21 protein-coding genes are annotated in these 21,807 nt (G+C 46.3%); 15 read left to right on the top strand and 6 right to left on the bottom strand.

The window, feature by feature from the left end:
• Positions 1-16 precede the first annotated feature (16 nt).
• Positions 17-973, top strand: coding sequence for a hypothetical protein (locus LFX25_RS15110; protein ID WP_238730948.1), 957 nt, complete (start codon positions 17-19; stop codon positions 971-973).
• Here LFX25_RS15110 and LFX25_RS15105 read toward each other — a convergent pair.
• From LFX25_RS15105 to LFX25_RS15095, 3 genes are all read right to left on the bottom strand, one after another.
• The gene (locus tag LFX25_RS15105) at positions 970-2,766 is read right to left on the bottom strand and encodes a SpoIIE family protein phosphatase (RefSeq protein WP_238730947.1); all 1,797 of its coding nucleotides are present in this window, start codon (positions 2,764-2,766) and stop codon (positions 970-972) included. The two genes, LFX25_RS15110 and LFX25_RS15105, sit on opposite strands and share 4 nt — an antisense overlap.
• 1 nt (position 2,767) lies before the next feature.
• The gene (locus tag LFX25_RS15100; RefSeq protein WP_238730946.1) at positions 2,768-4,507 is read right to left on the bottom strand and encodes a SpoIIE family protein phosphatase; all 1,740 of its coding nucleotides are present in this window, start codon (positions 4,505-4,507) and stop codon (positions 2,768-2,770) included.
• A gap of 371 nt (positions 4,508-4,878) precedes the next feature.
• Complete coding sequence (locus LFX25_RS15095) at positions 4,879-5,829, bottom strand: bifunctional riboflavin kinase/FAD synthetase (RefSeq protein WP_238730945.1); 951 nt, start codon at positions 5,827-5,829, stop codon at positions 4,879-4,881.
• Between the two features lie 32 nt (positions 5,830-5,861).
• On the opposite strand from LFX25_RS15095, the gene LFX25_RS15090 reads away from it, so the two are divergent.
• A complete protein-coding gene (locus tag LFX25_RS15090; protein ID WP_238730944.1) occupies positions 5,862-6,467 on the top strand; it encodes an LIC10729 family protein in 606 nt (201 codons plus the stop codon).
• 419 nt (positions 6,468-6,886) lie between these two features.
• On the opposite strand, the gene LFX25_RS15085 is transcribed toward LFX25_RS15090, so the two are convergent.
• Positions 6,887-7,219, bottom strand: coding sequence for an STAS domain-containing protein (locus tag LFX25_RS15085; RefSeq protein WP_238730943.1), 333 nt, complete (start codon positions 7,217-7,219; stop codon positions 6,887-6,889).
• Between the two features lie 123 nt (positions 7,220-7,342).
• Between LFX25_RS15085 and LFX25_RS15080 the strand changes: the two genes are divergently transcribed.
• The 5 genes from LFX25_RS15080 to LFX25_RS15060 are packed head-to-tail and all read left to right on the top strand — an operon-like array spanning position 7,343 to position 10,433.
• On the top strand, positions 7,343-8,050 hold the full coding sequence (locus LFX25_RS15080) for an LIC_12936 family protein (RefSeq protein ID WP_238730942.1): 708 nt from the start codon (positions 7,343-7,345) through the stop codon (positions 8,048-8,050).
• 9 nt (positions 8,051-8,059) lie between these two features.
• Entirely contained in the window at positions 8,060-8,785 is a 726-nt protein-coding gene (locus LFX25_RS15075; protein ID WP_238730941.1) for a J domain-containing protein, read from the top strand.
• A 5-nt stretch (positions 8,786-8,790) separates the two neighbouring features.
• Positions 8,791-9,783, top strand: a complete 993-nt coding sequence (locus LFX25_RS15070) for a type I phosphomannose isomerase catalytic subunit (RefSeq protein ID WP_238730940.1) — start codon at positions 8,791-8,793, stop codon at positions 9,781-9,783.
• Positions 9,784-9,792: 9 nt separating this feature from the next.
• Positions 9,793-10,101 (top strand): HNH endonuclease, encoded by a 309-nt coding sequence (locus LFX25_RS15065; protein WP_238730939.1) that lies wholly within the window; start codon positions 9,793-9,795, stop codon positions 10,099-10,101.
• Positions 10,098-10,433 carry a DUF1292 domain-containing protein gene (locus LFX25_RS15060; protein ID WP_238730938.1) on the top strand — a complete coding sequence of 112 codons (336 nt, stop codon included), beginning with the start codon at positions 10,098-10,100 and terminating at the stop codon, positions 10,431-10,433. The genes LFX25_RS15065 and LFX25_RS15060 overlap by 4 nt, the downstream gene beginning before the upstream one ends.
• Before the next feature lie 265 nt (positions 10,434-10,698).
• On the opposite strand, the gene eat is transcribed toward LFX25_RS15060, so the two are convergent.
• Together eat and LFX25_RS15050 are read right to left on the bottom strand one after the other, a co-directional pair.
• On the bottom strand, positions 10,699-12,054 hold the full coding sequence (eat, locus tag LFX25_RS15055; protein WP_238730937.1) for an ethanolamine permease: 1,356 nt from the start codon (positions 12,052-12,054) through the stop codon (positions 10,699-10,701).
• A gap of 363 nt (positions 12,055-12,417) precedes the next feature.
• Positions 12,418-13,155 carry a motility protein A gene (locus LFX25_RS15050; RefSeq protein ID WP_118955202.1) on the bottom strand — a complete coding sequence of 246 codons (738 nt, stop codon included), beginning with the start codon at positions 13,153-13,155 and terminating at the stop codon, positions 12,418-12,420.
• Positions 13,156-14,010: 855 nt separating this feature from the next.
• On the opposite strand from LFX25_RS15050, the gene LFX25_RS15045 reads away from it, so the two are divergent.
• From LFX25_RS15045 to LFX25_RS15010, 8 genes are all read left to right on the top strand, one after another.
• Complete coding sequence (locus LFX25_RS15045; RefSeq protein ID WP_238730936.1) at positions 14,011-15,561, top strand: cellulose synthase family protein; 1,551 nt, start codon at positions 14,011-14,013, stop codon at positions 15,559-15,561.
• Between the two features lie 129 nt (positions 15,562-15,690).
• The gene (locus LFX25_RS15040; protein WP_004459036.1) at positions 15,691-15,972 is read left to right on the top strand and encodes a hypothetical protein; all 282 of its coding nucleotides are present in this window, start codon (positions 15,691-15,693) and stop codon (positions 15,970-15,972) included.
• 6 nt (positions 15,973-15,978) lie between these two features.
• Entirely contained in the window at positions 15,979-17,139 is a 1,161-nt protein-coding gene (locus tag LFX25_RS15035; protein ID WP_238730935.1) for an oxidoreductase, read from the top strand.
• Positions 17,132-18,031, top strand: coding sequence for a hypothetical protein (locus LFX25_RS15030; RefSeq protein WP_238730934.1), 900 nt, complete (start codon positions 17,132-17,134; stop codon positions 18,029-18,031). Before LFX25_RS15035 ends, LFX25_RS15030 begins: the two co-directional genes overlap by 8 nt.
• 86 nt (positions 18,032-18,117) lie before the next feature.
• Positions 18,118-18,579, top strand: a complete 462-nt coding sequence (locus LFX25_RS15025; protein ID WP_118955106.1) for a PTS sugar transporter subunit IIA — start codon at positions 18,118-18,120, stop codon at positions 18,577-18,579.
• A 2-nt stretch (positions 18,580-18,581) separates the two neighbouring features.
• Entirely contained in the window at positions 18,582-19,475 is an 894-nt protein-coding gene (locus LFX25_RS15020; protein WP_238730933.1) for an ABC transporter permease subunit, read from the top strand.
• Positions 19,475-20,227, top strand: a complete 753-nt coding sequence (locus LFX25_RS15015; RefSeq protein WP_238730932.1) for an ABC transporter permease — start codon at positions 19,475-19,477, stop codon at positions 20,225-20,227. Before LFX25_RS15020 ends, LFX25_RS15015 begins: the two co-directional genes overlap by 1 nt.
• Positions 20,224-21,807, top strand: a complete 1,584-nt coding sequence (locus LFX25_RS15010; protein WP_238730931.1) for a PEGA domain-containing protein — start codon at positions 20,224-20,226, stop codon at positions 21,805-21,807. Before LFX25_RS15015 ends, LFX25_RS15010 begins: the two co-directional genes overlap by 4 nt.

Genomic DNA, 21,807 nt, shown 5'->3' with positions numbered 1-21,807 from the left:
CAAGCAGGAGAGTAGAATGGAAATTTACATCAACGAACACCTTTTAGATAGTTCCCTGGAAAACGAAAGGAAACTGGGAGAAGTTTTCGGCGAGATCAACAAATGGGTCGAGTCGAAAGGAAAATATCTTCTCGGCTGCACCGTCGACGGAGTGGAATTTCAAGCTTCCAGCATGAACGAACAAGGAATCGAATCAGCGAACAAGATGGAATTTTTCGTGGGCGAAGAGATGGATTTTCTCGTTTCCACTTTGAACGAACTGGATCTATACGTGGATAAAGTGGGTTCCACTCTTTTCGGAAGGGATTCCTTAACCGAAAAAGAATCCAACGAACTCGGCGACGGAGTCAAATGGATTCAAAACGTTCTGAATTCCGCTTCGAATCTGCTTCATCTGAAACTCGATCAGATCAAGCCGATGGGAACGGGAAACACCGTGGCGGATATCGTTTCCGAACTTTCGTCCAACTGCAAAAGTCTGGATAATACGGCGACGATCGAAACCTTTTTGGAAAATCTAAGAGATCTGAAACTCTTCATCATGGATTTGATCGCAAGAACGCAGGTGTTGGATCTGGATCTACCCACACTCAAAGAAATTTTGGATACGTTTATCGCGAACATCGGCGGACTCAAAGAGGCTTTCGTGAAAGTCAACGAAGCGTATCAATCCGGAAAGGACGAAGTCGCAACAGAGTTGTTGACTCAATCCATTTCGCAGATCAACGTTCTGCTTACTTCGTTTATCACTTTGAAGTTGAGAAAACCGGAATTGGATCTCACAGCGATTACGATCGATGGAATCGGATTCGAAGAGAAGACGGGAGAACTGAACGAGATTCTCGCGAGTGTCGCCGTCGCTCTCGAGGAAAAGGACATCATTCGCGCCGGAGATTCGATCGAATACGAACTTCCCGGTGCGCTCGACGAGTTCCTTCCGTTTTTAAAGGCGATCCGCGAAAAGATCGCTTAAAGAACTTCGAGACAAAAGATCGTAACATCGTCCGACATTTCTCCTTCTCCGTACGATGCGGAGTAGGAGAGAATGGAGCGGATCATGGAACTCGTATCGTCCACGATCAGAGACTTGACCGCTTCGAGGAACTGATTTCTTCCCAAAATATTCCCTTCCCTGTTTTTCACTTCGAATAAGCCGTCAGAATAAAAAAGAACCCGATCCCCTCTGAGAAGATTGATTTCGTATCTTTGGATTTTCGGGGAGGCGATCGCAAAAAGAATTCCCCCCGAACCTTCGATAAAGCTGCAGACTCCGTTGCGGATCAACAGACCGAGGTGATGTCCTCCATAACTATATTCTAATTTTCTTTCGGACGGAACGTATCTCATGTAAACCGAGGAAAGGAAGTGCAGAGTGATCGTATCCTTTAAAAGTCTGTGAATAAAAAGAAGATTCTGATCCGTGCGATCGCTTCTTCCTGTGGCGGCTCCGAAACCGATCGAAGTCATTGCGGCAACCATCGCCGCCGAAATCCCGTGACCCGAAACGTCCCCGAAAAGAATGTGAAGACTTTCATCCTTCTCCTTGATGACGTTTAAAATATCGCCTCCCACCTTTACGTACGGCTGAAAGTGGGAATGGATTTTGTAATCGGGAGAGTCGGGAAAGTCGTGGGTCGTGATCTTTTCCTGAATGTTTCTCGCGAGATCCAGATCCAAGTCGAGTCTATATAATAATTTCCTAATTTTCTCAAGCGATTCCTTTTTTTCCGTGATGTCCCGCAGAATATAAACCTTGCCTCCGCTCCTTCCCGACAAAGGAATCGGTGAAGAGGAAACCTCCAGATATTTGTTTTCGGGAACTTGCAGAAACTCCTCATGAAGACCGATGACGGATTCCTCGGGCGGTACGCTAAGATTGACGAATTCCTTTCTTTCAAAAAAGGAATCTGCGGGGAAGTCTTCGAGATAATTTCTGAGGTCGAACGCCATTCCCGTGTTGATCGATTCGGGAAGACGAAGCATCTTTCTCGCGGAAAGATTGCTGAACAAAAGAATTCCTTTCGAGGATAAAAGAATCACTCCTTCCCGAATTTCGGCATACAATCGAAGCGCGATGTGTTCGAGCTTGAGATCCATAAAGCCGTATTTCTGAATCGCGATAAAGATACAAACCGATTGGATGAGCGCGGCGCTTCCGCTGATCGGAGGAAACGTCAAAGAAGGATTCCAATAACGGGGAAGAAGGGTCGTGCTGAAACTCAGAACATACGTGAATATCGTTCCATACGCCACAAGCCTCGATTGTTTTTTTAAAAGAGGATTCGGGGAACGGATTCCATTCAGAATCAGAATCAAAGAGCCGCCTAACGTCGGTATGCCGATCACGAAGTTGCTTACGGGAAGATACAGAGGCCCGGCAACGATGACGTCTCCCCAATAGGCTCGAAAACTTCCCGCAACCACCGAGTCCGTACTGACCGTAATTAAAAAGGAAACCAAGGAAAGTCCGCGAAAGAAATAGATCAGAAATCGATACGACGATCCCGTGAATTGAACCGCGAACTCGAAAAACAAACAGCCGATAAAAATCCAAGCAAAGGAAGAAACTTTAAAAACGATCACGGGCCAGTTACCCGGTAAAAAGGACCAATAGAGAATCAAAGCGATATGCCAGATCGAAAGTAAAAGCGAAAATCTTTGGTATAAGGTTACGGTTCTGGATTTGCCCTTGAGAGCGCTGACGTATGCGAACAGGGAACCGTTGATGACGAGGGCCGAAAAAGGAATCAGGATATACGGATTCATTTTAGAACACCTCCAAGATCAGAATTGCGAGATCGTCCGTAAGTTTTCCCTTTCCGAACGCGAGCGCGCAGTCGATGGAAGTTTTCAGAACATTGGGAGGAGTTTGAACCGGAATCTCGTGGATCTTCTGCAGAAAATTTTCGTAACCCAGGATTTCTCCTTCGGAGTTTCGTACTTCAAAGAGGCAATCCGAATAGAGAAACAAAATATCCCCCTTCTTAAGTTGAAAAGAATAGTTGTTCAACTCGGTTTCCTGGGTGATCAGAAGGATTCTTCCCGAGCCCTCGAGAGAAACTATTTCTCCGTCCCGGAATACCAGGATCGGATGATGCCCTGCATAAGAATATTCTAATATTTTTGTGTTCGGATCGAAGGACAGGTAAACCGCCGAGATATGGTGGTTCAACACCGCGCCCAAGAGAAGTTCTTGAATCTTTTCGAGAGCGATCTTGGGACTCGGCTTGGATTCCGTAACGAGCTGAAAGGAAATGGAAAGCATACCCGCCACCATCGCGGAGGAAATTCCGTGACCCGAAACGTCCGCGAAAAAGATATCGAGTTTCCCGTCGGAACGTTCCAACGTTCTGAAAAAATCTCCTCCGACAAGCTCGAAAGGCTGAAAGTGCGAATGAAACTTATAACGCGAACTTTCCGGAAACTTGGTGGATATCGCCGAAGTCTGCGCGATTTTCGCGATCTCCAGATCCTTGCTGATGGAAGAATAGATGCTCTCTATCTTTTCTCTTGAATCTATCTTTTCGCTGATGTCGCGCAGGATAAAAAGATAACCGTTTTCGTTTCCGGTTAGTTCGATGTTCGACCGGGTAAGTTCCACGCCTTTGCAAGCTCGATTGAAGATCGGCTGATATTCCCGCGAAAGATGATTGGGGTTTTCCTGATATCCTTTTAAAAAATCGGACGGATAAAAATGACTGGGAAGAGTATTCGAAATTCCTAATATTTTGATCGCGGATTCGTTCATGAAGAACAAGGAACGATCCTGTTTGACCAAAATCATTCCGTCGTGGATGTCGCGGAACAATTCCACGGCGAGTCCTTCGATGTTGATCCGTAAAAAACCGTATCGCGTGATCGCGATAAAGATCAGAAAGGATTGGATGACCACCGCGATCGGAGTCAAGGGAACGCCCAACATTCTCCCTTGATCGTCCGTCCGAAGGATTTCGGAATAAAAACTCATGAACATCGCGGACATGGAACCTAAGATCGCAAGACCGATCTGTTTTTTTTGATCCTTGCGCGCGGTAAAAAAGGAACGTATTAAAATTCCCAAACCGATAAAACCGGGCAGCGCGACAAAGGAAAGAATGACGACGAGATACAAAGGTCCGGGTTCGTTTTCGTAACCCCAATAATAACGAATGCTTCCCCGCACGACCCAGTCCGTGGAAAGCGTAATCAGATAGGAGATCGGAATTCCGATTCTAAAAAACCAAAGAAACGGTCCGGGAATTCTGTTTAAAAAGACGTAAACGAATTCGAGATAAAGCGCTCCGACCGGAAGCCAAGTCGCCGCGAGAATTTTAAACGCCCACGTCATCCAAGCTTCGGGCGGATAGGACCAGGTGAACGCGTACGTAAAAAGCCAAGCGTCGAGACCGATCGTATAAAGGAGATAGGAACGAATGAGAGGATTGCCCGTTCTTCTTGCGTAAACGAATGCGATAAAGATCGTATTCGTAAAAAGAGCCGCCATGGGAAAAAAAAGATAATAATTCATACGCAAGAACGAATTCTAAAAAAATCGGGCCCGACCCCAGTATTCGTTTGGACGATGAATTTGAAACTATAAAATATTTATTTCTTGGATTTCGAAGCCATAATTTCGATTTCTTTCGCGAAGATTCGGAGCGCCAACAAAGATTCATGAAATTCTAATGAAGAAGAAAAAACGGAATTTACCGATTCTCGCGGGCCGTTTTTCGGAAAAGAACGGAATCGAAATTTTTCCCGAAACGCTCGACCCGTGCGTGACCGGTCGATCCAAGTAGAATGCCGTTTTTAGTCGAAGGTTCGAGTCGTTCCGACGTTGAAGACGAGAATCGTGGATTCCGCTCCGTAAGAGTATCCTAGATTGTTAAGCGAAGTCGATCAGACCTTGAAATCCGTTTTTTCGGATTCGAGAATCTTTCTCGCGGAGATTTCGTCTTGTTTGAGCTGAGCGATCAAAGATTCAACGCCTGAGAATTTGACTTCGCTCCGAATTCTTTCCGTAAACGTAATGCGTATGATTTGATCGTAGATTTCTTTTTGAAAGTCGAAGATGTTCGATTCGAGCGTAACCGCGTTCTGACCGAAGGTCGGGTTATGTCCTACGTTGATCATCGAAGGATATGTGATTCCTTCCACGGTAGTAAAACCCGCGTAGACGCCGATTCCGGGGAGAAGAATATCTGGATTGAATTGAACGTTCGCCGTCGGAAATCCGATTTGTCGTCCCCGTTTGTGGCCGCCCACAACCTTGCCGGAAACGGAATACGAGCGGTTCAAACAGCGCGCGGCTTCCTTAACGTTTCCTTCGGAAACGAGCATTCTCACATAAGAACTGGAGAGTTTGACGTCTTCCAGAAATACGGGGTCCACTTTTTCGACCGAGTATTTTAGTTTATCAGAATATTCTTGAAGAAGTTCGTAGTTACCTCTTCTTCCTTTTCCGAAACAATGATTGAAGCCTATGATGATGTTTTTCGCTTTCAATTGTTTGAGGAGAATTTCCTCCAAAAAGGATTCCGCGCTCATTTCCGCCAATTCTTTGTTAAACGGAAGAACGACCAGATAATCGATGCCTTGTCTGCGGATCCATTCTTCCTTGTCGGCGAGAGTCATCAGACTTTTCATTTCGGGATTTTTCCCAAGGACGATGGCCGGGTTCGGGTCGTAGGTGACCACACAGGAGGAGAGGCCGGTTTGTTTGGAAACTTGTAAAACCCGATCCAAAAGAGCCTGGTGACCGAGATGAATCCCGTCGAAATTGCCCAAGGTCACTACGCAGGGAGAATGAATCGTCTTTCCGGCTTGTTCGAGTGTCTGGATTGTGATCAAATTCTTCCCGGTCCTGTCGATACTATAAGTAGATGGTAGTTCACCGAATCATACTCGTTTTTCTCTGTTTTACTTTTACCAGTACGGGGTTCCTCCAATCGGAAGAAAATCCGAAATTTAAAAAATTCATCAACTTCGATCATCAGGGAGAAGACGGGGCGCCCCTGCATACGGAGGATTTCCGGACTTATAGCGAACTTTCGACTTGGGCGATTCACAACGGAATGCAGTTGGAACGGGACCGACCGGATGTTGCTCCGGGAGCCGGGACGGGCAGACTTCAAGACGGTCTTTGCAGAATGATTCCGGAAGAAGGACTTCGTTTTTATCTCACCGCCGATCCCTCCCGCAACGAGCCTTTGTATATTCAAATGGACCTAACGCAGTTTACGTTTTCCGAAAGACCGAAAGGGGTGAAGCCGCGGGAGCTGGCGATTTATATGAACGGGATTTTAAAAACCACGGTTCGATTCCCGGGAAGTGAAACCTATTCATCCCAATTTCCGGTTCGGTTTCGGGTCGATCCGGGCGAGCTGATCGAAGGGAGAATGGATTTTCGATTGGTTCCGAACGCGGGGGAGATCGGTCGTTTCTGGGGAATCTGGGACGTGTTTTACTCTTATCGAGCGACCCAGTAACTCAGCAGAACGCTCTCTATGGATTGCGTTCTAGGGAGAGATAGGCCTGTAGATAGCGGAGCGTAGTAATCGCAGCCTCTCAGCGAAGCTGAGAAATGAATAGGCCAATGTTCCGACAAGATCGCCATTTTTAGATTGTGAATATGAGATCTTTCTGATAAAGGGGAATTGGCCCGAACTTTCTCGCCTCCACACCACCACCGCCCAATTTTAGGGTGGGGCCGCTGTTTCACGGAAAAATTGTAGGAACTACAACAAAGTTCTTCGTTAGCATTCATTTCTGGAAAGAATTTCGGCAAAAAAGAATAAACCAAAGGGAACACTTCCTTAAACGCAGTTCATACGGAACGATTTGCTGAGTTGTCCGTGTTCATTTGCTGCAACGCTCAGGGGTCGCGCTTTTATGAACCAAATTCGAATTACGGGAAGTTGGAAGCGAATTCCGCAGGGCTGATCGTCTTAAAGTAAGAAGTAAGACCGGCGACTTTGAAAACTTTTTCGATCGCAGGTTTCATGTTCGCGATAAAAAAAGAACCGTTCAAGTCTTGCACGTAGTTCAACTGCTTGATCAACATTCCGATTCCGGAAGAATCGATGTAGTTGAGTTTTTCAAGATTTACGACTACGTTTTTATTATCTTTGTTGATGTTGGATTCGAAGAAGGTTTTGAGATCGATTGAGGTATAGATATCGAGACTGCCCGAAAGACTCACTATGTTTGTTTCTCCCGACTTTCTATGATTGATTTCCATACCGATCCTTTCCTTCCCTTTTCCCAGAATTTGACGATAAGTTCAATCTATTTTTGATAAAATTATGGGGAAAATCCTGGAACCTCCGAAACTATTAAAGGACGGCGACTGGAAAAATCTACAATGAATGCCAAATTATTTTATTTCCTGATTTTGATTTCCGCCTTAGCCGGTATTTCGGGCCAAGAGTTCGAACCGGATGGTAAAGTGAAAATCCTACCTTATGAACAGGGACAAGTTAAGGACCTGGAGGTACTCGGAAAGGATATCGCCGAGTTTCATAAGAGAATCGAGAGTCGACTAGCGTTCCTAAATCGAAGAAAACAGATCCAAGACAATCTTTACAGTCAGTTTATTCCCGCTTACGAAGATCAAATCCCTCAAAGTAGAAACCGTTACATGCTCGATCTTCGCTTCGTATTAAAAGTTTCCGGCGCGGGCGCGCAGAACGCACCCTTGAAGTTGGAATCCATCGTCTTCTGGAGCAGGAAATCATTAATTTCCAAAATGCGCAGTATCGACGAAGAAATCAGCATCTTGAAGAACGAAAAGGTGAGTTCGGACGGAACCAATCCGGATTCCATCGAATTGGTGATCCGTAAAAAAACGGACGCGGGTACGAAAGAAACATTGTATAATGTCACAACCATTCGAGAACCGGCACAACGGGTAAAACTTGTCCGGATTTATAGAACCAACCTATTGGAAATCATCCGTCGAATCGATAAGTATGTGGAAGGAAATATTAAAACGACAGCGGAAGACGTTGAAAAAACTCTGCGCGAAATCGAGAACGGGGGACCTTATCAGGAGAATCTTCCGAAGGATTAAAATACGTCCATGAATGATCCGGGACTTCAGAATCACTTTCCGGATCATTATAAAAATCTCGGACTTTCCCCTCTTGCCTCCGTCGAAAGGGTGAAGTCGCGTTATCGGGAATTGGCGAAAATCTTTCATCCCGATAACCGCGAAACCGGATCTTCCGATCTCTTTCAAAAATTCGCGGTTTCGTATCAAATCCTAACGCATCCGATCAAACGGAAAGAATACGATCTTCAATATCTTTCCAGACATCCCGAGATTCTTTTTAAGTTCAAGTCCTCGTTCGAAGGGAAGAATGACTCGAACGTTACGGCACAGATCCGGCAAATTCCGAGTTCGAGAATTTTATACGCGGGTCAAGCGGTCGAATTCGCAAAACGGGGACTTCTCCGCGCGGGAATGCGCAATAAGGAACGCAAAAAGTATTCCGGAATCCATTACGATATTAGAATTCTCTTAACTAACGAAGAACTCGATTCTCCCGTAGCCGCGAAGATCCCCTTGGTCGTGCGCGTTCTTTGTCCCGATTGCAGAGGCTCGAACGTGTTCTGCGATTCCTGCGGAGGAAAAGGAACGTATAAAAGTTTTCGAAATCTCAATCTGGAAGCGGAAGCCGGAAAACTTATACCCGGAAAAATCTACGAATTGGATTTATCCGGACTCAAATCGTCAGGATTCGTACATTTTAAGAAGAATCTTCTCAAAGTAAAAATTGAACTTATAGAAGGAGGGAAAAAATAGGTTTTATGCAGAAGGTGATCCGATTGAATCCGATCTATAAGGAAAGAATTTGGGGCGGTAGAAAGCTCGGAGATTTCCCCGGAAGAACGATTCCGGACGGGAACATCGGAGAATCCTGGGAAATTTCCGATTACGGGAACGACGTTTCCGAAATCGTCAACGGACCTCTTGCCGGAAAAAATTTCCGTACCGCGTACCGGGCAAACACAGATTCGATTCTTGGAAAACCGTTTCGCGGAAAACCGTTTCCTCTTTTAATCAAAATCATAGACGCCAAAGAAAAACTTTCCGTTCAAGTTCATCCCGACGATGCGTATGCCGAAAAATACGATCCGCAAAGCGCCGGAAAAAAAGAAGCTTGGACCGTATTACAAGCAGAACCCGGTTCCAAACTCGTATGCGGTTTTTTGAATGCGACCAGCAGGGAAGAATTCAAAACCCTCGTGGAGCAAAACCGCGCCGAAGAAGTTTTAAGACAGATCCCCGTAAAGGAAGGAGATTCCTTTCTTTTGAATCCGGGAAGAATTCACGCGATCGGCGCCGGAATTCTTCTGATGGAAGTGCAACAATCCTCCGATTCCACATACCGCGTTTACGATTACGGAAGACCGAGAGAGCTGCATCTTCAAAAGGCGCTGGACGTTTTGGATTATTCCGGTCCTTCCGAAGACGATATCATGAAACCCGCGCCGAAAAACTGGAGCGACGGCAAGCGGTTTCGTCTAACGGCAAACGATAAATTCCTCATGGAAACCCTCGAGGTTTCCGGGAACGGTAAAACATTCCAAATTCCGAATGTATATAAGGATTCCGTGTTCCAAATTTTGATCGTGTTGCAGGGAAAGGCGGAGGTCGAAGGGGAAATCCTTTCGCAGGGGGATACGCTTCTTCTCACCGCTTCCGGTTTGGAAGAGGGAATTCAGGCGGTCAATCGCAGCGAAACCCTGAAACTTTCCATCAGCGGACCCGGTTCGGATTGGGCCGCTTATAAAGATTAGAATTTTCGAATGGAACCCGAAGAAGAACCCATCGTCTGGATCAGCGAGGAAGAACTCGCGAAACAGAGAAGAATCGCCAAGGATTTGAAGCGAACTCCTTGGTGGAAAAAGAAAAAAGGCGCGGGCGTCTGCCACTATTGCGGTAAAATGTTTCCGCCCGAAGAATTGACGATGGACCATCTCATTCCTCTTGCAAAAGGAGGAAAGTCCATCAAAGCCAATCTCGTTCCTGCATGCAAAGAATGTAATTTCGCCAAAAAGAATAAACTTCCGTTCGAGTTCGATTCCGAAGCGGGAACACAAGGCGACCAACGATGAGCGATCCGTTTTCCGAGGAAGAATCCAGAGATCACGAGGAACAAGGACGGGAAACCCTTCAGCTATTGGACGAGGATGGAAACCCGCATTCTTTTATCGTGGCGGAAGCGTTGGAGATCGACGAGAATCAATATCTTCTTTTGACTCCCGTGTTGGAAGAGGACTTAGATCTGGTCAATCTCGATGTACGTTCTTTGCACGGAGAAGAGGAAAACGGTTATTTTGCCGTCCGTCTCGAATCCGACGAGTTCGGCGAGGATTGTCTTGTGGAAGTCCGCGACAAGCGCGAACTCAAAGATATTCTTGCGGAGTTGAACGAGGATGCGGTTTAGAATCCCTATTCGATTCTCCATTTCTTGTTATTTTTATGAAACTTCTTTCTTCTTTCGTTTTGTCAGATAGTAAAACAAGGAATTGAACAACAACACTCCTACGATCGTAGGAAGGTAAATCGTACCCACGGAATTTTCCGCGTCGTTGACCGTGCTCCAAATTACTTTGGAAATCACCATCAGATTGGCAACAAGCGCTCCGTAAAAAAGGGAACGTTTCCAAAAAGCGACGCCTAACAGAGTGAATCCGATCGGATAGAATGACTTAAAAGTCCGTATCTCCCCGGGAAAACGAACTTTCTTCCTGATCGGGAGAAAGGGAAGAATGCGGAATCCGTTTGAGATCGAATCCTTTGCTGCCGAGAAAAAACAAAAAAGCAACGGTCAAGCCGATCGCCAAAATCATCAAAGAGAACGTATAATAAATCGCTAATGTGATAAAACACAGGAAGCCGAGTGCGATCGCGACCGCCGGAAGAATCGGATAGAAGGGAACTTGATAAGGTTTCTTTCGGTCCGGGTTTTTGATTCTCAAGACAAAAAAGGAAATCATGCTGATACAATACATTCCGCAGGCGCCGAACGCGGATAATGTGATCAATTCTCCCGTGTTTCCATATTGAAGGGCCAAAAGTCCGACCAGTCCGCCGACCACGATCGCGAAACTCGGCGCTTGAGTTTTTGGATTCAATCGGGCGAGAATTCTCGGTAAGAATCCTTCTTTGGCGAGCGCGTAGATCTGTCTAGAATATCCGAGTATGATTCCGAGCAAGGACGCGATCAATCCGAACAATCCGATTCCGGTAAACAAACGCGCGATCCAGGATGAAGGTCCATAAAGATTTCCTAATGTGAACGAAAGCGGATAATCCAAAGTTGAGACCGAGTTCGTGGAAACGATTCCGGCTGTTCCGAATAAAACTCCGAACGCCAATAAGACCAAAGTGCCGATTCCGGAAAGATAACCGAGAGGAATGTCTTTTTCGGGATTTTTCACTTCTTCCGCGGCCATGGCGACTCCTTCCACCGCGAGAAAAAACCAGATCGCGTACGGCAACGCCGGAAACAGATTCCAAAAATTGAATGTAGAATTTGTTCCGATTTGTCCCCATCGAAAGTGGGGAACCGAAAACGCGAAGTAAAGCAGAAGTCCGAACACCGCCGTCAACGTTACGAACAATTCGAAACGCGCGGTTTGTTTGATTCCTAAGAGATTGATTCCGATCAAAAGTATGAAAAATCCGTTGGACGCGAGGTTCGCATCGACGACGGGAACTAAAAAGTGAAAGTAACCTCCTAAAGCCGAAGCGATCGCCGGCGGCGCCAATACGAATTCGACGAGAGTGAAAAAACCGGCGACCAATCCGCCTAACGGTCCTAAGGCGACATGCGCATATGCCGAAGGGCCGCCCGCGTGCGGGATCGATGTCGCGAGTTCGGTGAAACACAAGGAAAAGCAGGAATAAAAGATCGCGATCAAACCGACGGCCACGGCAAATTCCCAAAAGTTGGAATGGGCCCAGCCGAGATTCCATCCGAAGTAATCCCCGGAAATCACGAGACCGACCGAGATTCCCCAGAGATGAAACGGCCCGAGAACTTTTTGCAAGGAAGAAGGCATGGGGAAGAATCGATTCTTTCTTTTAAAAAAAGAAAAGAAGTTTTTAATCCGACTTGCGGAAAGTAAACGACGAAAACCGCGCTAAGGATGCGGAGCGCGCGAAGCGGTCTCCTCGAAAGAGGAGACCGAAGGCGATCGCCGTAGCGCGGAGCAAGCCTGGCCTGCGTTTGAATCAATTCGATCTAAGATTTATAATAAAACCGAGCAGGAGCGCCCGAAATGATTTGTCGGAGCAAACGTTGTAGGAACTCATACGAATCCCGGTTCAACGAACGGCTTTCGAAGAAACGTTAGGAGATCCTACATTTCGGAAACATAGTGTGTGATTGAGGCGAAATCCGTTGCCTCGAACCGAATCGAACTTCAACCGCCGATAAACGGGGTCATTCTTTCCATAAGAATCCGACGGTTGTCTCCGCTTTGCAGCGCGATGACTCCTCGGATGATCGCTTGTCTGCGATCCGATTGTTCTTTGGACCAGGACTTGATTCGGTTCGCGAGAGGGAAAAAGAGTAAATTCGCGAAAGCGATTCCGTAAAAGGTCGCGATAAATGCGGTCGCGATTCCTTCTCCGAGTGCGCGTGTTCCCGCACCCAAGTTTTCCAGAACTCCGACGAGGCCCATGACGGTTCCGATGATCCCGACCGTCGGAGAAAATCCTCCCGCGGTTTCCAAAATCTTTGCCGAGTTCGCTTCCTTGTCTTCCATCGCGAGCGCGGATTCGAAAAGAATCTCCTCGACCGCGCGCGGATCGGTTCCGTCCACGATCAGTTGAATTCCTCTTTGTAAGAACGGATCTTGAATCGACTTGAGATTGTCCTCGAGGGAAAGAAGACCGTTCTTACGCGCACGTTCCGCGAAGTCCAAAAAGAGTTCTCCCAAAGGAAGTTTGCGTCGGGGAAATACGGATGTTTGCAGGTTTAAAATGAGATCCTTGATCTGTTCGAGGGAAAAGCTCGCAAAGGTCGCGCCCGCGGTTCCGCCGATGATGAGTAAAAGAGCGGAAACCTTAAAGAACGATAAGAAATGGGCGCCCTCCAAAAGAATCGCGATCAATACGGAAAAAAATGCGACGGAAAGGCCGACGAGCGTAGGATTCATTTCCGCAAGAGTTCCCACATTCCTGCCTTTTTACAAGAACATTCTGTCTCTTAACAAAGGCGCGGGCACATGGCCGGGCTTTGATTTTGTTGAAGTAAAGTGCGATTCATCCGTAGAGAGATGTTTTTTCGCCGCGCCGCAGGAAGCCCGGCCACCAGGCTCTCAGCTCCGGTCCGTTCCTCCGGAACGGGACCCCGCTTCGATCCTTTGTGCGGGGTTCTTCCGAAAAGTCTTAAGTTTTTTGGAAGCATGGGAGTTCCAGCATTTGAGAGAACTTTAGTAAATCATGGAATGTTGAAGGAGTTCCCACAAATTTAAAGAACTCGGACGAGATTTGGGTTCAAAAGAGAATCCCAATTTCGTAAAGGAGAGGGAAAATCTAGAAACTGGGTGATTCGTATGAGTTCCCACATTTTCAGAATCTTAACATTCTATGGAATTTCCAAACCAATAGAGGAACTGCCGCGTGTTAGAAGAAAGTCACGGTCCCAGAGGAACGTCGAAGCTGTAGGAACTACCACAAAATCGGGATAAACGGACTACTATCTCAGTTGCGCTGAGAACTCAACGGAGACGTTCCGCTGCCTTTGGGTTATCTCGCTCTTTTGAATCGTTTGGTATGTACAAAAAAAGGGGACGGTGTAACTTTCGTCCCCCCGTCCGTTTCAAAATGAAAATTCGCAGTGGAGGAACACAACCAGGGAGGCTGTTGTCCATCCATGAAAAGTATCGGCCGTGGGAGTTCCTACATTAGTCTCTGCGGTAAAAAATACAGGGCCAATTTTAAAAACTAAAAATTTTATGCAGCGCAAAACCTTTGACTTTTAACCGGCAAAATTTTTCCTGGTCAGCATTATGCTGACCGTCGTAACTGTACTGTTTCTAGCCATCTATGGGATCGACATCGTCGCTCTCTTTTTTTTCGGGATTCATACCTACGTAATGGTATATCTCTATAAAAAGAATCATGCATATTGCGAATCCGATCCAGACAAGATTCTCGACGTAAACGACCCGAATCTTCCGGTAGTAACCGTTCAGCTTCCTATTTTCAACGAATTCTATGTTGTGGATCGTCTCCTCGAAACCACAGTCGCACTCAAATATCCCAAAGATAAGCTCGAAATCCAGCTCTTAGATGATTCCACGGACGAGACGGTCGAAAAGTCCAGAAAACTCATCGCTCACTATAAATCGCTCGGATTCGACATTCATCATCTCCACAGATCCGGAGCGGAACGCACTGGATACAAAGCGGGCGCCCTCGAAGCCGGAATGAAAGTGGCTCGCGGTCAGTACATCGCCATCTTCGACGCGGACTTCATGCCCGATCCGGACTTCTTAATCAAAACCGTTCCTTATTTCGAAGATCCGCAAATCGGGATGGTTCAGGTTCGTTGGGGACATGTAAACGCCGAATACAACGTTCTTACCAAGGCGCAATCCTTCGGGATCGACGGTCACTTTATGATCGAGCAGGTGGCAAGAAACGGTTCTCACCTTTGGATGAATTTCAACGGAACCGCGGGAATTTGGAAAAAAGAATGTATCATCGATTCCGGCGGATGGGAGCACGATACTCTTACCGAAGACTTCGATCTTTCTTATCGCGCCGAAATGAGAGGATGGAAGTTCCGTTATTTTAAGGATATCGTTTGCAAGGCGGAAATCCCTGCGATGATCTCCGCTTACAAGTCGCAACAATTCCGCTGGTGCAAGGGTTCCATCCAAACGGCGGTGAAACTTCTTCCTAGAATTCTCCGTGCGGATCTTCCTTGGAGAATCAAATCCGAGGCAATCGTTCACCTAATCAATTATTCCGTTCACCCTTTGATGGTGATCAACATCCTGTTCAGCGCTCCGTTGCTTTTGATGGACTACTGGTCCGGATTTAGCTTTTACGATCTTCCGATCGAAATCCTGATGGGAACCGCGGCGATTCTTTCCGTAGGCTCCGTCGGACCGATGATTTTCTACGCATATTCCCAGAAAACTCTCCATAAAGATTGGAAAAGAAGAATGGTGTATCTCCCGATTCTGATCATGATCGGAACCGGAATCGCAATCGTAAACACGAGAGCATGGCTCGAAGCGATTCTCGGAATCCAGTCTTCTTTCAAACGCACTCCGAAACTCAAAATCGAAAAGAGCACGGATGTTCTGAAAGAAAGATTGAAATATACCGTTCCTCTGGATTTCCACGTGGTTCTTGAGTTCCTGATGGGAATCTATTGCCTCGGAACCGTGGTTCTTTCCTTCGTTCTTGGAAAACCGCAAATCGTCGGATTCTTGGCAATCTACGCGATCGGATTCTTCTACGTAGGATATTTATCTCTCAAAGAAGCCCTCTGGAAACTCGGGGCTTCCAAACAAGAGTCCACGGAAGAACTTCCCGCTCAAGCCTAAGCCGACCGTCTAACTAGCGGGGTAAGAGAGAATCTCCTATCCTGCGGACAAAGACGAGGAGGCTTCTGCTTGACTCCGCACTTTTTTCTGAAAAATTGACAAAATACCGCTACTTTTATAGGAACCCCGATGAGTGAGAAAGTTTACTGCGCTAATTGCCTGCACTGCGTGACCGTAAGACAGTATGAATCCGAGGCAGATAAATACATTCTCCGCGTAAAATGTACCAAGAAAAAATGGTCCAAAAGATCCGGAGAAGAGAAGCTCTATAAATATTTCACCGTTGCTCGCCGTATGCAAGTAAACTGTGAATTCTATGAGCCGATGGGTGAAATTCTTCCTTATATCAAAAATCTTAAGAAAGAACTCCCAATCAAAGACGAAATCTACATGGTGAAAACTCTCACCTAAAGAGTTTTGAAGCCCTCCGCTTTTACTCTCAAGCCAGGATTGGTCCACGGTAAGTTTTCCCGTAAGACCGTCCTGGAAGAACCTTTTACATTATTTCCCGAACCGGGAGCTTTATATCTAAAAGAATTCCCCACGCGCGTACGCGCAGGTGAGCCGCTTCTCAGGCAATCCGTCGGAACACTTTTATCTCCCGTCGACGGGATCGCGAGTTTGATCCAAGGAGAACATTCGACTAAAATTCGGATCGTTCAGGACGGAAGTTTTCAGTTATCTGGCGAAACGCAGATCGATACGGCGCTGAAACTCGAACAGGCCCTTGAAAGAATGGACGAACTCGGACTTGTATCGCTCGATTTCGCCGATACGAAGTTGTCGACTCTGTTTCAAACGTTCCGCAGCTCCCTGATCGTTCTCTCTCCTTACACAAAAACGCAGTCCGTCGATTTTCGAAAGATCCTCGCCGAAGAATGCAAAGAATTGCATATTCAGTTTTTAGAATACTTGAAGGTTTGGTTTCCGGGCGCGAACGTGAAGGATTATATCCTTTCTCCGGTTCCGTTCCGCAAATACGAATATCCCGCGGGATTTCCCCAATATTTCGTAAAAAAAGCGCTCTCGGAAAAGACATTCCAAAAAGAGAATATTCTTTATCTCGGACCGGAAACGCTCTATCATCTCTACCGCGCCTTGTTCAAAAAGATTCCCTTTATCGAAAGACATATCAGCATCTATTACGTGGGAAAAAACGGAGGACTCAAAAAGGAAGAATCTCCGATCAAGTTTCGGGACGGACAAAGCCTCAGCTTTCTGCTTCTTGAAAAGAAGAAGGAATATCCGAACTTTACGTTTAATTCCTTTTTCGACGGAGGAGAATTCCATTCTTCTTCCGAGGAATATTTTCTCGATATCTACAAACAACATTCCATCATTTTCGTAGCCGGAAAGATCCGCAATCAGAAGGAACTTCCCTGCACCGAATGCGGAGAATGTACTTACAATTGTCCGCTCGAATGCAATCCGATTTCCCTCGTGACCGGTCAGGGACAATTCTTTTCGAACGCCTGTATTTCATGCGGGATCTGCACGTTTCTTTGCCCTTCGGGAATTTCTCTTCGCGATAAGATTCGAGACGCAAAAAACGGAAAGAGGGAAACACAGAATGTCTGATTATCTCCTCGTGACCAAAACCGGTTTTTTCCGTAAGTCCGATCCTTTTTTCCCGGATCTCCTCGTCGGAATCCTGTCCCTTGCGGGAATCGTTTTATTCGGAACGGTTCCATTATGGATTTGTTATGCGATCGTTTTTGCGACTTGTTTCGTTTATCAATTTACGATTGTTAAACGACCTGTTTATCCTTTGAAGTGGATCGTTCATACTGGAATTTTCGTTCTTCTATTGCCGATTCATCCGGGAACCGTGATCTGGGGAATTCTTGCCGGAATCGCGGGAGTCTTTTTATATTCTCCGTTGGAAAATCGTCTGCGGATTCAAGTTCCTCTTTCTCTCATTCAACTTTTGCTTTTTTTGGTTTTGTATCTTTTCTTGCCGGCGATCGATCTTTTTAGCGGACTTGCGGGAAAACCGAGTTTGTCGTTTCGGGACGAATCCATCTCCGATCTTTACAGCGTTCTTTCCTTTTCGCAGGAAGGATATTCTCCTTGGAGGTTTTCTTCTCTGGAAACGATGGGAACGTTTTCGATTCTTTTTTTAATTCCCGTGTTTTTAAAAAGACCGCAGGCCTTTCTGATTCCGTTGATTTTCGGCGTCGGATTGATTTTAGGAACGGGAAGTCTTGCGCAGGAATATTCTTCCGTGCTTTTGTCGACTTGGGTTTCGTTTTCGATTCTGTTCGCAGCTCCGGGAAGAAATTTACACACCGCTTGGGTATATTCTTTGATCGGGGTTTTGGCGACGGGAATTCTTTTTTATGTCATCCAAGTCTTAGTCGGCTTTTATCTGCCGCTTTTCAGCTTTTCCGTTTTCTATTTTTTCATTGAAGCCAGTTTGATTCGTATATTTCTGGGAAGCAGAGTCGATAATTTCGGGCAATTAGAGTAATTCGAATTTGTGGTTAGAATGATGATCTCGTATCGTAACAAACGCGGACAAAAAAAAGAAATCCGAACGGAGTTAGGGGCTCTCGTATGAATCAACTATTGACTCTTCTCCATCCCGAAACCGTCATATTCAATCTTGAATCCGGAACCAAAGAAGAAGTTATTTCCAAACTTCTTCAGAAAGCGGTCGATACGCATCAGATCGATTCCGAAAATAAGGAAGAGATTTTGGAATCCCTTCTCGCACGCGAGAAGTCCATGTCGACCGGGATCGGAAGCGGCGTTGCGATTCCTCATTGTTCGGTCAATCTCGTCGACGAACTCAAGTGTGTGATGGGACTCAATCCGCAGGGAATCGATTTCGATTCCATCGATCATCAACCGGTTCACATCTTCATTCTTCTCATCGTTCCTAAAACCAAGTTTCAAGAACATATCAAAACCCTCGCACAAATCGCAAAGGCGTTAAACGTAAAAGAAGACAGAGAAAAATTGATTCGTTCCGGATCCTTCGAGGAAATCCAAAAAGCTTTTTCTCGGAACGTTTAATCGTGCAGGGGGAAATCTCCAGGTTCTTTCTATTTCTTGTCGCATTAATTTTTTTCTCCGTCCTTTTCGGACATCTGCGTTCCATCAATAAGGAATATCTCTACGCCGATTCCTCCGTTTCCAAGGAAGAATCCTTTCTGGAACGAAAAACCTTTCCGTCTCAGGTTCTTTCCTTTGTGAAAGGAATTCTAACTTTTCAACCCGGCAAGACCGCTTCGGGAGAATCGGTGTGGAAACATATTTCCTCCAGAGTCCTTCCGACCCTGCACCTTGCGGTCTTTTCCGTAGGCTGGGGAAGTTTTTTGGCGATCGCGATCGCGTTGGTCGTTTCCAAAAACGAGGAAAGCGTTTCGAGAAGGGCGTTTCTGTTTCTGAGCAACTTGATCCTGTCCACGCCCGTATTCGTGGTAGCGGTGATTTTGCTTTTGGTCTTTTTCGTTCAGTTGGAATGGTTTCCGCCGGGCGGTTACGAAAACGGAAATACGACGTATGTGATTCTTCCCGGAATCGCTTTGGGTTCGAGGGTTTGGGCGAGAATCTATCAGTTTGCCCTTAGTCTCGCCGAAATCGAATTAAAATCTCCGTATGCCAAGGTTCTTCGCGCGCGAGGATATTCTAAAAATAGAATATTATGGAATCATGTATTGTTGAAGATTCTTCCTTTGCTCGCGGTTTTGATTCTGCTCGATTTCAGTTCGCTTCTTTCCGGAGCGATGATCGTGGAGGAGATTTTCTTTTTCCCCGGAATCGGCAAGTCCATGTATTACGCGATTCAGACGATGGACGCCGAATTGTTGAGCGCGCTTTTGTTTTACAGCGGCCTTACGTTCTATCTGTTCAGCAGAATCTCTTTACGGTTTCAGGAAAATCTTACCGGAAAGGAGGGCCTTTCTTGATGGGCAACGTTTTACGGATTCTTTTTGCGGCGTCGGCGATTGTGGGCGTGCTTTGGAAAAACCCGCCTACGGAAGTTTTTCTGGAAGATAGTTTTTGTTCGGTTACTTGGAATCATCCTTTCGGTTGTGATCGTTTGGGAAGAGACGTTTACGGTCTATTCGCATACGGAACCGTCGCCACGTTATTGTTTTCCCTTCCGTCCCGCGTATTGACGCTGGCCTTTACTTCGCTGGTTTGTCTGTTTCAATATTCTCTTCCGTTTACGGGAAGATTGTTTTTTACTCCGATCTCTTCCGTGTTCGTTTCCGTTCCTTCCTTGCTCATCGCGTTGTTGACCGTGCACGCGCTCGGCAACGGACCGTCCGTTTTGGTCGTAGCGATCCTGTTAGGGGATTGGGCGTTTTCATACGAAACCTTGCAGAGTAAAATTCGAGAGACGGACGGAAGCGGATTCGTTTTGGCCTCGACATATTTCGGCGCGTCGAGGGCCAACGTGTTTCGAAACCATATTTTTCCGGCTTCCTTACCCGTGTTGAAAGTTCTGTTTACGACAGGGTTACCCGGAGTTGTAATGACGCTGGCGCTTTTTAGTTATTTGGGGGTGAGCGCCGGCTCCGATTGGTTCGGACCCGGTTTGGGTGAACAGATTTCCTTTGCGAGAGATTACGCGTATTCGGCTCCGTTGGCATTGGTGATGCCTATTTTGGGGATCGTAGGTTTGGTCACCGCATTGAACGTGGAAAAGAGATGATTCGAGTATTTGCATTTATTCTAATATTATCGATTTTGAGTATGGGAATTTCCGCGCAAGGGATCGACGATTATTATCGTTTTCCCGAAGCCGGTATGAGGGAAAGAATTACGTTCGAAACCGAACGGAAACTCTGCGTTTTCCCGCTCAAAAATCAGAACGCGGACGCGAACATCGACTATCTCAGCAAAGGATACGGCGGTGTTCTGTATTCCGGCTTAAAGAATCTGTTTCAGATTTTCGATCCTGACGTAATTCCGACCAGCGCTCAACACGGATTCGGAAAACCGACCGGAAGAGAGAAGTTGAAGAAGGGAGAATGGGACGGGGATATCCTGGAACAGGTCAAGAACGCCAAGGAAACCTCTCCCGAAAAAGATCCGCGCTTTCTGACGTTAAAAACGGAATACGTTCAAGACGAAGTTCCTCCCGAAGACAGCACGCTCTTTTTATCGGGAAAGAAGCAGGGATGTTTTTACCATCTTGCGGGAACCTACGAGAAGAAGAGCGATTCGCAGATGGAACTCAAACTCATCCTGAGGTCTTCGAAGGACGCTTCCCGAAAAGAATTCAGAGTCAAAACTAGCGTTAGACGCTCTTATCAAGAGTTGGACGGTTTAATCGGCGAGATCAAAAAGGAACTTATCGGAAAGAATACGGTTTCATTCTCCTTTAAATCGGGAACCATGGACGGAGTTTTGGTTTTTTTGGACGGACAATTTCTCGGTAAAACTCCGCTTCAAAAATCGGACCTTCTTCCGGGTAACCACGTCATCAAGTATTACATGGACGGGTTTCAAAGTCGCGAGCAACGAGTTTCCGTTCAGGAGGGAGGAAGTTTCGAAATGATTCTTTCCAAAACTCCGAGAGAAGGTTTGATTTCCGTGACTTCGAATCCGGAAGGAGCAAACGTATATCTCGGCTCCGAGTTTTTAGGAAAAACTCCGTTGCAGAATGTCCGAGTCAAAACGGGATTCAACCGACTTCGTTTGTCCATGGAAGGACATGTCGATTTACTAAAAGGCGTCGAGGTGAAAAAGGACGAAGAGTTAAAACTCGATCTGAATTTGAGACAAGGCGACAGCGTCTCCTATTACAAAAATAAACAAAACGTGTTTTTAGATCATTCATACAACGATTTCTCGATCTATTCCTTATACGGGACGCTTTTGTTTTACGCGGGTTATTATTACTTCAACCTAAAGGCCAACGATCTTTACGATCGCGCGCGTTCTCAAGTCAGTTTGACTTCGTTGTACTTATCGGCAAACGTCGTTTCGCAGGACGCGTTTATCGGAATGTATTTGTATCAGGAAAGGATCATCCGTGAAACGAATCATGACGCGGGTAAATATCAAAAGTTGGCCGGTAACTTCGGAAGACACGAAGGCCTGACGGGCGGAGTGATGGTTTACGGAATGGCAGCGATGTTGATTTTCGCCGCAACGTTTTATTGGCTCGGTTTGGACGAGGAAACCTTGGACGTGGGCGTCGCCCCGAAACGGGTCAACAATCCGTATGCGATCCCGGGACAGATCATCGAGATCGATTCTTACGCGAAGTTCAATTTTCGCTTTTAA

This window comes from Leptospira sanjuanensis (assembly GCF_022267325.1).
Taxonomy (GTDB): domain Bacteria; phylum Spirochaetota; class Leptospiria; order Leptospirales; family Leptospiraceae; genus Leptospira; species Leptospira sanjuanensis.
The sequence above is the reverse complement of the archived record's forward strand: the minus strand, read 5'-3'. Positions and strand labels throughout refer to the sequence as shown.